Genomic DNA, 12,737 nt, shown 5'->3' on the forward strand with positions numbered 1-12,737 from the left:
CTCAAATGCACGCTTCTTTGCTGGGGGGATATGTACTGCGCCGGTGGTGGTCGATGTTTGCCTTACGGGGTTATTCATTGCGTCTCCGGTGGTGACTAGCGGCATCTGTGCGTGCCAATCTCGGTATGACCCTGTCCCCCTTCCGAAGGACCAGCCGCTCGCTACCGAAAAAAATCGGGTTGGCTGGTAGTGCCAGTCGGGCCAAGATGGCCATGGGAACACTTGCCACCTTTGCTAACGGGGCAAAATCATGCTGGAGGTCGTCGGCTCGTCTTTTGGGACCGAAGGCTGAAGGTGGTGCGACTCAACGCTCCGTCTGACGGCACCAGTAATCAAAAGTACCGTTGACGATCGAAGGCTTGAGCAGGTAGTCGTGAGCTTCACGGGCGAGATCGTCGGGTAGCGAGGTAAGCGGCCCGAAGGTACGGGCGCGCACCTGCATGCGGGCAGCGCGCTCCATGTAGACAGAAAGATAGGTCGCTTCTTGCACGCTACAGCCGGTGCTCAACTGACCGTGGCTGGCCAGCAGGATCGAGCGGTTGCTGCCCAGAGCGCCGGATATGATCACGCCCTCCTGGTCAGCGATGGGAACGCCAGGCCATTCCGCAAGGAACGCGCAATCGTTGTGAAACGGCGTCATGTCCATTTGCGAGACGATTAGCGGTTGCTTGGCCGCGGCAAGTGCCGACACATACGGAGAATGCGTATGAATGATGCTATGGGTGTTGGGGCGATCGGCATAAACCCACAGATGGAACCGCGTTGCCGGATTAGCCATCCCAGTGCCGCTGAGGGTATTCAGGTCTTGGTCGACTTCTATAAAGTCGGCTTCGGTGGCTTCGTCAAAACCCAGACCGAAGCGCAGGGTCCAGTAGGCGCCTGGGCGCTCCGAGCGTGCACTGATCTGGCCAGCCAAGCCAGCTTCCTGCCCGGTCATGGCCAGGATGCGGCAAGCATAGGCCAGCGTTTGCTGCAGCGTGCGCTTGCGAGGCTTGAGATGGGCACGCATCTCCTGCGTTGCGCGTTCGTCGAAGTATTCCTTAGAGCGAAGTTCCATTTTGTTTCCAGTCGTATTGGTTGCCGGGCGTAGACTGGGCCCGACGACTCCAGAACGCCTCTGCTGCCCCCCGTGGGGAGCACACTTTGGCGCCATCCCGACTTGGCCGGTGGGATGTCGGTACGACTGGATTATGGGAAGTCAGAAGGGGCTGAGATAGCGCGGAGCGCTCATACTTCCTATGACTGGGCGTACTACCTCAGACTGTTTGAGCGATCTTCAGCATGTGTTTTATCAGCGCTGTTTGAGCTCTTTCTCGCTTGGTAATGGCGACAACGCGCCGACTGAGACGAGGGTTTATTATGCGCACTCGTGACAGCCCATAGTTCTCGAGCAGTTGCGTCGGTACTCGGTCTGGCAAAACGCACTGACCGCCGGTTGATGCGACGAGCCTGAGCATCGCATCGACCGTGTCCACTTCCGCCACGACATTTGTGTCCAATCTCTTCCTGTGCAGCATTCGTCTTAGCGCATAGTGCTCAGGAAAAGCGACAAGCGGTACTCTTTGCGCCTCTAGGTCGACCCCTTCGAGTGCGGCCAAGGGCGAATTTTGGCTGACGATCAACGTCATGACATCGTCGAATAGCGGCACGATTTCCACGGCATCCGAGGCTACCGCTACGTCGTAAACAAAGCCTATATCCGCTTTGCCCGTCTCCACCAGCTCTACAACTTCCGGTGAACTCCGCCCCATGAGCGAGACGTTGGCATTTGGGCGCTGGCTCATGAATCGGGAGACAACATCTGGCATGAAGTAGTAGCTGAGGGTATGAATAACAGCCACTCGGAGGTTGCCTTGGCTGACTCCCTGCTCCTCGCACAACAGGAGAATCGTATTGTCGATAACGTCATATGCGGTCTGGGCGGCAGCCTGCAGTTTGTGGCCTGCGTCAGTAAGGGCGACCCCGCGCCCGTGGCGTTCGCACAATTTTTGACCTACTGCTGCCTCGAGGTGGGCCAGCTGACGGCTTAAGCCGGATTGGGTTAGACCAAGCGTCATTGCAGCGCCTGAAATGGAGCGGGCCTGCGCTATCGCCAGGAATAGCCTTATCTGAGCATCTAAAGCCTTCATAATTTTGGGGGTGTCCCTCTTCGGCTAGTTATGACGTTCAACCGTTCCGCCATTTCGAACCGACGTGGCTTCAGCGCTTTCCCGGTCGGAGCCCGCCATCCACTAGACTTTGGGCGTCAATGGATCCCGCTGTGGAGATCTTGCTGGATCCATCGCTCAACAGGCATCCGGCATTAACGCAAGTTCCGCACCATATGTGTATTGGTACTATGCCCGGTTTGATAGTCGACGACGGCGATGTATCCCGGCATGTTCCATTCCTTGCCGTTCGATCCGATCAAGGACTTCGTGCCAGTCGGCATCTTCGGCATTGCGCCGATGGTAGTGGTCGGGCCCGGCTCGCCCATCGCCAGCTTCAAGGGCATGCGCGCGAACGCCTCTGCCTTGCGGCCGTGCAGCAGCGCATGCATGCCTACTGCGTCGAGCCGAGCAAGCTGACGGGGGGGCCGCGAGACACGCCGGGTGCCGGGCGATCGCGGTGCCGGTAGAGGCGGAACGAGCAGGGTGTCAGGCGCGTTTTGTACACTATCAGGTCGATTCACCCGGCTGCAGACGCCCCCCTATGAGTTTCGATGCCCTGCTGGAGTTGTTCCAGCAACGTATTCCAGCCCATCCGTGGGCCCAGATTGCCTCGTACCTGCTGGTGCTGGTGCTGATCGCCGTGGTCGCGCAGTGGCTGTTCGGCCACGTGATGTCGCGCATCGCCCATCGCTTGCTGACGGTCTGGGGCAAGGCGCCCTGGAGCAAGGCGCTGACGCGATATCGTGCCTATCGGCGCTTCGGCTATGCGGTCGGGTTCGGGGTGATCACCGTCGGCATCGGCGAAGTGCCGCACATGGGCCGCTATGCGCTGGCCATCGAGCGCCTGGCCCATGCCGGCCTGTGGATCTGCTTCTTCCTGATGCTTGGCGGCGTGCTGAGTGCCTGGCAGGACGTATACGCCAGCAGCCGCCAGGCGCAGACGCGCTCGATCAAGGGCTATATCCAGGTGGGGCGCCTCGGGCTGGGGCTGGTGTGCTCGGTGCTGGTGCTGTCGATCCTGATCAACCGCTCGCCGCTGTGGATGCTGTCTGGCCTGGGCGCGCTGTCGGCGGTGCTGCTGCTGGTGTTCAAGGACACGCTGCTGTCGCTGGTGGCCAGTACTCAGCTGACCTCCAACGACATGCTGCGCATCGGCGACTGGATCGAGATGCCCCAGTGCAATGCCGACGGCTACGTCAGGGACATCGCGCTGCATACCGTCAAGGTGCAGAACTGGGACAACACCGTGACCACGGTGCCGACCTACAAGCTGTTCTCCGAGAGCTACCGCAACTACCGGCAGATGTTCGAATCCGGCGCGCGGCGCATCAAGCGCACGTTGCGGCTGGATGCGGGCAGCGTGCGCTTCCTGGAGGACCGGGAAGTGCAGGCGCTGATGCGCTTCCGGCTGCTGCACGACTACCTGGAGGAGAAGCAGGCCGAGGTCGACGAGGCCAACCGCCTGCTGATTGCCGCCGGCAATGACCCGGTCAACCGGCGCCGGCTGACCAATGTCGGCACCTTCCGCGCCTATGGCATTGCCTACCTGAAGGCGCACCCGGAGATCCACCACGATCTGCTGCTGAACGTGCGCATGATGGAGCCCGATTCGCAGGGCATCCCGGTGGAGATCTATTGCTTTACCGCGCTGACCGCGTGGATGGACTATGAGCGCATCCAGGGCGATGTCTTCGACCACCTGCTGGCGATCCTGCCCGAGCTGGGCCTGCGCCTGTACCAGGCGCCTTCAGGCGCGGACCTGACCGGCGTGCGCATCTCGCCGGTGCTGGCCGCGGCGCAGGTGGCGGCGGCACAGGCCGCCGTCCATCATGCGCCTGCCCACGGCGCCGCCGCGAGCAGCCATCCGATCTGAGCTGCGCCTGACGCTCAGCCGACCGCGCGCGGACGCACGCGGCTGGCGGCTTCCTTGGCGCGGGTGCGGGCGGTGTCGACATCGTCGGCGTACGCCAGCGCCACGCCCATGCGGCGCTTGACGAAGCTCTCGGGCTTGCCGAACAGGCGCACCTCGGTCTGCGGCACGCTCAGTGCCTGGTCGACGCCATCGAAGACCACCCCCTGGGCATCCACGCCGCCGTAGATCACGGCGCTGGCGCCGGGGCTGCGCAGCGTGGTGTCGACCGGCAGGCCCAGGATGGCGCGGGCATGCAGCTCGAACTCGTTCTGCCATTGCGTGGCCATGGTGACCATGCCGGTGTCGTGCGGGCGCGGGCTGACTTCGCTGAACCAGACCTGCTCGCCCTTTACGAACAGCTCCACGCCGAACAGGCCCATGCCGCCCAGGTCTGCCGTGACCGCCTGCGCGATGCGCTGGGCGGTTTCCAGCGCGGCGGGGTGCATCGGCTGCGGCTGCCAGCTTTCGACGTAGTCGCCGCTGACCTGGACGTGGCCGATCGGAGCGCAGAACTGCGTTTCCACCTGGCCGCTGGCGCCCATGGCGCGCACGGTCAGCAGCGTGATCTCGTAGTCGAAATCGATAAAGCCTTCCACGATCACGCGGCCGTGGCTGACGCGGCCGCCGGCCATGGCGTAGTCCCAGGCCGCCTTGACGCCCTCGGGGCCGTCGATCTTGCTCTGGCCCTTGCCGGAGCTGCTCATCACCGGCTTGACCACGCACGGGTAGCCGATGCCGCCGTCGATGGCAGCCTGCAGTTCATCCAGCGAATCGCAGAACTTGTACGGGCTGGTGGGCAGGCCGAGCGATTCGGCGGCCAGGCGGCGGATGCCTTCGCGGTCCATGGTCAGGCGCGCGGCGCGGGCGGTGGGGATCACACGCACGGTGCCGGCGGCTTCCAGGGTTTCCAGCATGGGCGTGGCGATGGCCTCGATCTCGGGCACGACCAGGTGCGGCTTTTCCGCCTCGATCAGCGCCTTGAGCTGGTCCGGGTCGCTCATGGCGATGGTGCGCGCGTGGTGGGCTACCTGCTGGCCGGGGGCATTGTCATAGCGGTCGACGGCGATGGTTTCCACGCCCAGGCGCTGCAATGCAATCAGCACTTCCTTGCCCAGCTCGCCGGAGCCGAGCAGCATCACTTTGGTGGCAGAGGGGGAGAGAGGCGTTCCGAGTGTGGTCATGGCAGCGGATGGGGCGGGAAGGAAAGCCGAGATTGTACGTGTTAGGGGACTGTCTTTGGCGCCGGCGAGCGCGCATATTGGTATGGGCCAGGGAAGGGCGCCTGGCGCGCGTGCCACCCAATTCAGCGACGAACCATAAAAAAACCCGCGCGGGGGCGGGCTTGAAAAGGCCTGAGGATCCAAGACCGGACCGCTCAGTGTTCATGCTAGGTGCTAAGCGCGCGCTCCGCATCCCCCGTTCGGGGCGGCCCGGCACAGTGTTTCAGGACGTGGCCATCAGCGGCGGGCGCCGCCGCGTGGCCACGGCAAATGCAATTTGCGCCAGACCCGCGGCCAGCCCCAGCGTCACGCCGACCTGCCACGCCACGGTGTAGGAACCCAGCGCGTCGTAGACCAGCCCACCGCCGAAGGCGCCGAAAAAGCTGCCGATCTGGTGGCTGAAGAACGCCACGCCGCCCAGCATGGCCTGCCAGCGCAGGCCGAAGGTCTCGGCGATCCAGCCCGATACCAGCGGCGCCACGCCCAGCCACAGGAAGCCCATTACCGCGGCGAACACCAGCGTGCTCTGCGGCGTGGGCGCGGACGTGAAGTACCAGGTCAGCGCCAGCGAGCGAATCGTATAGATGCCGCCCAGCAGCATCAGCTTGTTGAAGCGGCCGCCGGCCCAGCCGAAGAAGATGCTGCCCAGCACGTTGAAGCCGCCGATCACGCCCAGCGCCTGCGCGCTCAGCATCGGGTCCATGCCGCACACGTCCAGATACGACGGCAGGTGCGTGGTCAGGAAGACCAGCTGCATGCCGCAGACGAAATACGCCAGCGCCATCACCACGAACGGCGCGTGCCGCAGCGCGGTGCCCAGCGCTTCACGCGCGCTGTCCTGGCCGCGCCCTGCGGGCGACACCAGCGGCAGCCGGTCCACGCGCCCGGCAAACCACGCCGCGGGCAGCATCACCAGCGCCAGCAGCACGAACGCTGCCAGCCCGGCGCGCCAGCCGTAGGCCTGCGTCACCATCTGCCCGATCGGCGCCGCCAGCAGCGCGCCCAGCGAGCCCGCGCCAGACACCAGCCCCAGCACCGTGCTGCGCAGCGCCGCCGACACCGGCCGCGCCGCCACCGCCATCGCCAGGGCGCTGCCGGTGCAGGCCATCGACGCGCCGATGGCCACGCCCGCGCCCAGCGTGACGCCGACCATGCTGTGCGCGGTCGCCAGCAGCACCAGTCCGGTCACATAGAGCAGCGAGCCGGCCAGCATCAGCGGCCGGAAGCCGATCCGCGTGGCCCAGGCCCCGGCCAGCGGCTGCAGCAGGCCCCACGCCAGGTTCTGTACCGCGATGGCGATGGTGAAATCCGATACCGAGATGCCGATGTCCCGCGTCAGCGGCGGCATGAAGATGCCAAGGCTCTGGCGCAGGCCCATGGCCAGGCTGAGCATCACGGAGGCGCCGATCAGGATCGGCAAGGCCGGGCGCAGGGCTTCGTAGCGGGAAGGCGCGGTGGGGGTAGGCACGGTGTGGTCTCGTCGCTTGTCGTTATCGTTGTGAGCCCCGGGGCGCTTTCCATGTCTTTACATTTAAGCGTGCGCTGAATATACCGCAGGGTAGGGCGAGCGTATGCGCCAGGCTCAACCGTGTCAATTTGGCTTTGGGCGGGTCCGCCTTCCGCTTTGCCAAAGGCGGCCCCACACCTCGCTAGTCCAGACTGACCTTGGATGCCCGGATGGTCTCGCCCCAGCGCTTGATGTCGCCGCTGACCAGCGCGGCGAACTTCGGCTGCGGTTCGCCGCCAGGGATACCGCCCATGTCGCGGAACCTGGCCACCACCTCGGGGTCGCGCATGGCCTTGCCCAGCGCTTCCTGCAGCGTGGCGGCAATGGCCGGCGGGGTCCTGGCCGGCGCAAAGAAGCCCAGCCAGCCCATCACCACGAAATCCTTCACGCCGGCCTGCGCCATCGTCGGCACGTCCGGCAGTGCCGGCAGGCGTTCGGCGCTGGTCACCGCAAGCGCGCGCAGCTTGCCGGCGCGGATCTGCGGCAGCGCCTGCGTCAGGTTGTCGAACATGAAGGTGGTTTCGCCCGCCAGCACCGAGGTGGTGGCGGGTGTCGACCCCTTGTATGGCACGTGAATTACTTCGGTGCCAGTGCGCAGCCGGAACAGTTCCGCCGTCAGGTGCGTGGTCTGCCCGATGCCGGCCGAGGCGTAGGAATACTTCCCCGGGGACTGCTTGAGCTGCGCCACCAGCTCGGACACGCTGCGCACCGGCGCCTGCGCGCCGACCACCAGCACGTTGGCGAACGAGATCAGGTCCGTCAGCGGCATGAAGTCCTGTGGCTGGTAGGACAACTGCTTGTAGGCGCTGTAGTTGATTGCGTGCGAGCCGGTATTGCCGACCAGCAGCGTGTAGCCGTCCGGCGCCGCGCGCATGAAGGCCTGCGTGCCGATGATGCCGCCGCTGCCGGGCTTGTTGTCGACCACCACCGGCTGGCCCAGGATGGCCGACAGCTTCTGCGCCACCAGGCGCGTCGGGATGTCGGTGGTGCCGCCCGGCGCGCCGGGCACGATGATGGTGATGGGGCGCTCAGGCCAGGACGCGGCGCTGGCGGGCAGCGGCAGCGTGGCGGCGGCGGTCGCCAGCAGCAGGGCCGCGGACGTGTTGAACAGCGATTCTGGCAGCTTGTGTTTCATGGGTCTCCTCCATGTTCTGGTCTGTGTGCTGCTTGGCATGTGCGAACGGCCGGCTTGCGGCCGGCCGTTCTCTAGCCCAGGGCGGATGACATCGATGCCCTCGGTCTGGCGTGGGCCATCACTTGCCCGTCCACACCGGCCTGCGCTTCTCGGCGAATGCGGCGGCACCCTCGCGGGCATCGGCCGAGGTGAACACCGGCGCCAGCAGCGGGCGCTGGCGCTCGAACATCTCCTCGGCGCTCCAGTCGGCGGACTCGGCCACGATCTGCTTGCTGACCGCAACCGCCAGCGGGCCGTTGGCGCCGATCTCTTCGGCCAGCGCCAGCGCGCCTGCCAGCGCCTGGCCTGGTTCGGTCAGGCGGTTGATCAGGCCATAGGCGTGGGCCTGTTCGGCGCCCAGCATATTGCCGGTCAGCGCGTATTCCATGGCGATGTGGTACGGCACGCGGCGCGGCAGGCGCATCAGGCCGCCGGCGCCGGCCACCAGCCCGCGCTTGACTTCAGGCAGGCCGAACCTGGCCGCGTTCGACGACACGATCAGGTCGCACGCCAGCGCCAGCTCGAAGCCGCCGGCCAGCGCATAGCCTTCGACGGCGGCGATCAGCACCTTGCGCGGCGGCTTCTCGGTCAGCCCGCCAAAGCCGCGGCCAGGCAGGCTGGGACGCTTGCCTTCCAGGAAGCCCTTCAGGTCCATGCCCGAGCAGAAGGTGCCGCCCGCGCCGGTCAGGATGGCCACGCTCAGGTCGTCGCGGCTTTCCAGCTGGTCGATGGCGGCGGCCAGCGCGGTCGCGGTCTCGAAGTCCATGGCGTTTTTCGCCTGGGGCCGGTTCATGGTGATCAGCAGCGTATTGCCGCGGGTTTCCAGTTGCAGCGTGTCGCTCATGCGGGATTCCTTGTCAGAAGTCGGTATCGGTGCAGCGCGCGGCTCAGCGCGGTGCCATGCGGATGGCGCCGTCCAGGCGGATGGTTTCGCCGTTGAGCATGGGGTTCTCCAGGATGTGCAGCGCGGTGGACGCGTATTCATCCGGTGCGCCCAGGCGGGGCGGGTGCGGCACCATGGCGCCGAGCGAGGCGCGCACGTTCTCCGGCAGCTTGGCCAGCAGCGGGGTGTCGAACAGTCCCGGGGCGATGGTGCAGACGCGGATCGCGCGCTGTGCCAGGTCGCGCGCGGCCACCAGGGTCATGCCGACGATGCCGGCCTTGGCCGAGGCATAGGGAATCTGGCCGATCTGGCCTTCGTAGGCGGCCACCGACGCGGTCAGCACGCACGCGCCGCGCTCGCCGTCGATCAGTTCGTTCTTGGCCATGCGCGCGGCCCCCAGGCGCAGCGCGTTGAAGGTGCCGATCAGGTTGATGCGCACGATCGACTCGTACTTTTCCAGCGAACCCGGCGAGCCGTCCTTCTCGACCACGCGCACCGGGCCGCCCAGGCCGGCGCAATGGATCAGCGCGCGCAGCGGGGCAATGGCTTCGGCGGCGTCGTAGACGGCGTTCATCTGGTCGGTGTCGGTCACGTCGGCCTTGAGGAAGCGGACCTTGCCGCTGAACTCGTCGACCGCGGCATTGCCGCGCTCTTCCGACAGGTCGGCGATCACGACGTCGACGCCGCGTTCCACCAGGCGCCGCACGCAGGCCAGGCCCAGGCCGGAAGCGCCGCCGGTCACGACGGCGGACATATTGGTCAGTTTCATGCTGTGTCTCCTTGACTGGATGTCTGGTTCAGGCGCCGCTTACAGGCGCTCGATGATGGTGGCGTTGGCCATGCCGCCGGCCTCGCACATCGACTGCAGGCCATAGCGCTGGCCGCTGTCTTCCAGTGCATGCAGCATGGTGGTCATCAGCCGCACGCCGGAGGCGCCCAGCGGATGGCCCAGCGCAATGGCGCCGCCGCGCGGGTTCAGGCGTGCCGGGTCGGCGCCGAGCGCGCGCTGCCAGGCCAGCGGCACGCAGGCAAAGGCTTCGTTGATCTCGTAGTGGTCGATCTGGTCCAGCTTCAGGCCGCTCTTCTTGATCGCGCGCTGGCTGGCGGGGATCGGGGCGGTCAGCATCATGACCGGATCGTCGCCGCACACGTCGAACGCCACGAAGCGAGCGCGCGGCTTCAGGCCCAGGCGCTGCGCCATGGATTCGCTCATCAGCAGCATGGCGGAGGCGCCGTCACTGATCTGCGAGGCATTGCCCGCGGTCACGTTCCAGCCGATCTGCGGGAAGCGGGCGCTGAGTTCGTCATTGCGGAACGAGGCCTGCAGCGTGCCCAGCTTCTCCACCGAGGTGCCCGGGCGGATGGTTTCATCCTGCTCGACCAGCCCGTTGGGCGTGCTGATGCCCAGGATCTCGCGGCGGAAGGCACCGCTTTCGCGCGCGGTGGCGGCCAGCTCGTGCGAGCGGGCCGAATAGCTGTCCATGTCGTGGCGCGACAGTTCGTACTTGGCGGCCACCAGCTCGGCCGCAACACCCTGTGACACCAAACCCGGCGCATAGCGCGCTTCCATCGACGGGCCGTACGGGTTCTGGCCAATGCGGGCCGAGCCCATCGGCACACGGCTCATCGACTCGATGCCGCAGGCGATGACGATGTCATAGGCGCCGGCCATGATGCCCTGCGCGGCGAAATGCACCGCCTGCTGGCTGGAGCCGCACTTGCGGTCGATGGTGGTGGCCGGCACGTGGTCAGGAAAGCCTGCCGCCAGCCACGCCACCCGGCCCGGGCCGGCGGACTGCTCGCCCGCCTGGGTCACACAGCCGGTGATGACGTCGTCGACCAAACCCGGGTCCAGCTTGTTGCGCTCGACCAGGCCCTTGATGACCTGGGCCAGCAACTCGGTGGCATGGAGTTCGGTAAAGGCCGAGCCTGGCTTGGAGCGGCCCATCGGGCTGCGGATGGCGTCGACGATGACGGCTTGTTGCATGCGGTGTCTCCTGAAAAGGCTGAACGTTGCGAGTCGTGGCTGGGATATTGAGACGTCTGTACCGAAATGTGATCGTCCAATACGATGAATTGGGATTCTGGCTTCGGAAAAGCGTCGTGTAAACCCAAATAACCCGGTTTGACTTTGGAAAAAACGAAGGGCAACATCCGGGTTTTGAGACGCACGTATCAAAAAACCTTGAATCAAGGCAATAACATGACGAATGCACCACACGCCTCCCTGACCCCGCCGCCCGCCGATGCCGACGGCGAGGCGCGCCTTGTCAGCGCGCTGGCGCGGGGCATTTCGATCCTCAACTGCTTTTCCCCGACGGTGCAGGAGCTCAGCAGCCGCGAACTGATGGAGCGCACCGGCCTGGCCAAGCCGACCCTGTTCCGGCTGCTCGACACCCTGTGCGAACTGGGCCTGCTGCACTATTCGGAGCGCTTGTCGCGCTACGTGCCCGGGGTCGGGCTGATCAACCTGGCCGCACCCGCGCTGGCACGCATGACGATCCGCCAGCTGGCGCGGCCGGCCATGCAGGAGCTGGCGGACCACATCGCCGGGCAGGTGGAGCTGATCGTCGGCAGCGGCAATGCGCTGACCTACGTCGAAATCGCCCAGGGCGTGGGCAGTCATGTGTTCCGGCCCGAGGTCGGCACGCGCGTGTCGGTCTCGCGCACGGGTTCCGGACGCGGCTACCTGATGCTGTTGACCGAGGCCGAGCGCGAGGCGTACCTCGCCCAGCTCCGCGCTGCCGATCCGCAGCGCGCCGACTGGCTGCAGGAGCGCCTGGCCGATGCCGCCCGCGACCTGCAAGACCACGGCTTCTGCCGCGGCCACCGCGACCTGCACCGCGAGGTGGAGTCGGTTGCCGTGCCGATGCGCACCCGCCGCGACGGCGAGGCGTGGATCTTTGCCGCCTCGGTGCCGGTATTCAGCCAGCAGAGCAAGCAGATGGAGGAAGACATCGGCCCGCGCCTGGTGAGCCTGGTGCGCAATGTAGAGGGAGCGCTGGGCGTGGCAGGCTGAGCGGCACAGCAGTCCGCCTGACGCTCAGCTGGTCAGTTGCCTGTGAACACTGGCGTGCGCTTGTCCAGGAACGCCTGCACTGCCTCACGGTGGTCGGCGGTCTGGTGCGACAGCGCCTGGAAGCCGGCGGACAGTTCCAGCAGCGTATCCAGGCGGGTATGCATGGCCTCGCGCATCAGGCGCTTGGCCAGGCGCACCGCGTGCGGCGGGTTGGCGGCGATGCGGCCGGCCAGCTCATAGGCCGTGGGCAGCAGCGCCTCGGGCGCGACCACGCGCGACACCAGGTTCCATTCCAGCGCCAGCCTGGCATCGATCGGCTGGCCGGTGAAGGTCATCTCCGCCGCCCGCGACAGGCCGATCACGCGCGGCAGCAGCCATGCGCCGCCGTCGCCGGGGATGATGCCGAGCTTGACAAAGGACTCGGCAAACTGCGCCCGCTCCGAGGCAATGCGGATGTCGCACATGCACGCCAGGTCCAGCCCCGCGCCCATGGCCGCGCCATTGACCGCGGCGATGACCGGCACTTCCAGGTTGAACAGCGCCAGCGGCAGCCGCTGGATGCCGCAGCGGTAGTCCTGACGGATTTCCATGCCCGGCACTGCGCCGGAGGCCTGGCGTTCCATGTCCTTGATATTGCCGCCAGACGAGAACGCCGTGCCCGCGCCGGTAATGACCACCGCGCGCACGCTGCGGTCGCCGTGGATGCGGTCGATCGCGGCCAGGAACTCCGCCACGGCGGTATTGCCGGTCAGCGGGTTGCGGCGCTCGGGCTCGTTCATCGTCAGGGTGACGATATGGTCCTGCTGCTCGTAGAGAAGGAAGTTGCTCATGGTGGTGTCTCCGGATGCGCGATGCAGGCTGGTTGCCTGCCT

The 12,737-nt window shown here is 66.1% G+C and carries 12 protein-coding genes; 2 read left to right on the top strand and 10 right to left on the bottom strand.

All coding sequences use genetic code 11. The annotated features are described in order from the left end of the window. Positions 1-304: 304 nt before the first annotated feature. The 3 genes from I6H87_RS16430 to I6H87_RS16440 all read right to left on the bottom strand — a co-directional run bounded on the left by I6H87_RS16430 (position 305) and on the right by I6H87_RS16440 (position 2,539). The gene (locus I6H87_RS16430) at positions 305-1,057 is read right to left on the bottom strand and encodes an aldolase (protein ID WP_010812098.1); all 753 of its coding nucleotides are present in this window, start codon (positions 1,055-1,057) and stop codon (positions 305-307) included. A 199-nt stretch (positions 1,058-1,256) separates the two neighbouring features. Further along, on the bottom strand, positions 1,257-2,129 hold the full coding sequence (locus I6H87_RS16435; protein WP_011615382.1) for a LysR family transcriptional regulator: 873 nt from the start codon (positions 2,127-2,129) through the stop codon (positions 1,257-1,259). A gap of 173 nt (positions 2,130-2,302) precedes the next feature. Continuing rightward, the gene (locus I6H87_RS16440; protein WP_011615381.1) at positions 2,303-2,539 is read right to left on the bottom strand and encodes a hypothetical protein; all 237 of its coding nucleotides are present in this window, start codon (positions 2,537-2,539) and stop codon (positions 2,303-2,305) included. 152 nt (positions 2,540-2,691) lie between these two features. Between I6H87_RS16440 and I6H87_RS16445 the strand changes: the two genes are divergently transcribed. Next, on the top strand, positions 2,692-4,023 hold the full coding sequence (locus I6H87_RS16445) for a mechanosensitive ion channel family protein (RefSeq protein ID WP_011615380.1): 1,332 nt from the start codon (positions 2,692-2,694) through the stop codon (positions 4,021-4,023). 14 nt (positions 4,024-4,037) lie between these two features. Here I6H87_RS16445 and purT read toward each other — a convergent pair whose 3' ends face one another. The 6 genes from purT to I6H87_RS16475 all read right to left on the bottom strand — a co-directional run bounded on the left by purT (position 4,038) and on the right by I6H87_RS16475 (position 10,833). After that, a complete protein-coding gene (gene purT / locus I6H87_RS16450) occupies positions 4,038-5,243 on the bottom strand; it encodes a formate-dependent phosphoribosylglycinamide formyltransferase (protein ID WP_010812094.1) in 1,206 nt (401 codons plus the stop codon). 262 nt (positions 5,244-5,505) lie between these two features. Then, positions 5,506-6,750: an MFS transporter gene (locus I6H87_RS16455; protein ID WP_010812093.1), complete on the bottom strand. Its 1,245-nt coding sequence runs from the start codon at positions 6,748-6,750 to the stop codon at positions 5,506-5,508. A 181-nt stretch (positions 6,751-6,931) separates the two neighbouring features. Further along, positions 6,932-7,924 (bottom strand): Bug family tripartite tricarboxylate transporter substrate binding protein, encoded by a 993-nt coding sequence (locus I6H87_RS16460; protein WP_011615377.1) that lies wholly within the window; start codon positions 7,922-7,924, stop codon positions 6,932-6,934. A 118-nt stretch (positions 7,925-8,042) separates the two neighbouring features. After that, on the bottom strand, positions 8,043-8,807 hold the full coding sequence (locus I6H87_RS16465) for a crotonase/enoyl-CoA hydratase family protein (protein ID WP_011615376.1): 765 nt from the start codon (positions 8,805-8,807) through the stop codon (positions 8,043-8,045). Positions 8,808-8,850: 43 nt separating this feature from the next. Then, positions 8,851-9,615, bottom strand: coding sequence for an SDR family NAD(P)-dependent oxidoreductase (locus I6H87_RS16470; RefSeq protein WP_010812090.1), 765 nt, complete (start codon positions 9,613-9,615; stop codon positions 8,851-8,853). Between the two features lie 39 nt (positions 9,616-9,654). Beyond that, on the bottom strand, positions 9,655-10,833 hold the full coding sequence (locus tag I6H87_RS16475; RefSeq protein WP_010812089.1) for a thiolase family protein: 1,179 nt from the start codon (positions 10,831-10,833) through the stop codon (positions 9,655-9,657). A gap of 216 nt (positions 10,834-11,049) precedes the next feature. Here I6H87_RS16475 and I6H87_RS16480 point away from each other — a divergent pair, with 216 nt between their 5' ends. Further along, positions 11,050-11,865: an IclR family transcriptional regulator gene (locus I6H87_RS16480; RefSeq protein WP_010812088.1), complete on the top strand. Its 816-nt coding sequence runs from the start codon at positions 11,050-11,052 to the stop codon at positions 11,863-11,865. A gap of 32 nt (positions 11,866-11,897) precedes the next feature. Here the strand turns inward: I6H87_RS16480 and I6H87_RS16485 are convergent, their stop codons facing one another. After that, positions 11,898-12,695, bottom strand: a complete 798-nt coding sequence (locus tag I6H87_RS16485; RefSeq protein ID WP_010812087.1) for a crotonase/enoyl-CoA hydratase family protein — start codon at positions 12,693-12,695, stop codon at positions 11,898-11,900. Between the last annotated feature and the right edge of the window lie 42 nt (positions 12,696-12,737).

Source organism: Cupriavidus necator (assembly GCF_016127575.1).
Taxonomy (GTDB): Bacteria; Pseudomonadota; Gammaproteobacteria; order Burkholderiales; family Burkholderiaceae; genus Cupriavidus; species Cupriavidus necator_D.

Coding starts and splice junctions, on each gene's coding strand:
- I6H87_RS16440 (WP_011615381.1), bottom strand. CDS start 2,539: ATGCATGCGCTGCTGCACGGCCGCAAGGCAGAGGCGTTCGCGCGCATG.
- I6H87_RS16430 (WP_010812098.1), bottom strand. CDS start 1,057: ATGGAACTTCGCTCTAAGGAATACTTCGACGAACGCGCAACGCAGGAG.
- purT (WP_010812094.1), bottom strand. CDS start 5,243: ATGACCACACTCGGAACGCCTCTCTCCCCCTCTGCCACCAAAGTGATG.
- I6H87_RS16465 (WP_011615376.1), bottom strand. CDS start 8,807: ATGAGCGACACGCTGCAACTGGAAACCCGCGGCAATACGCTGCTGATC.
- I6H87_RS16480 (WP_010812088.1), top strand. CDS start 11,050: ATGACGAATGCACCACACGCCTCCCTGACCCCGCCGCCCGCCGATGCC.
- I6H87_RS16485 (WP_010812087.1), bottom strand. CDS start 12,695: ATGAGCAACTTCCTTCTCTACGAGCAGCAGGACCATATCGTCACCCTG.
- I6H87_RS16460 (WP_011615377.1), bottom strand. CDS start 7,924: ATGAAACACAAGCTGCCAGAATCGCTGTTCAACACGTCCGCGGCCCTG.
- I6H87_RS16445 (WP_011615380.1), top strand. CDS start 2,692: ATGAGTTTCGATGCCCTGCTGGAGTTGTTCCAGCAACGTATTCCAGCC.
- I6H87_RS16470 (WP_010812090.1), bottom strand. CDS start 9,615: ATGAAACTGACCAATATGTCCGCCGTCGTGACCGGCGGCGCTTCCGGC.
- I6H87_RS16435 (WP_011615382.1), bottom strand. CDS start 2,129: ATGAAGGCTTTAGATGCTCAGATAAGGCTATTCCTGGCGATAGCGCAG.
- I6H87_RS16475 (WP_010812089.1), bottom strand. CDS start 10,833: ATGCAACAAGCCGTCATCGTCGACGCCATCCGCAGCCCGATGGGCCGC.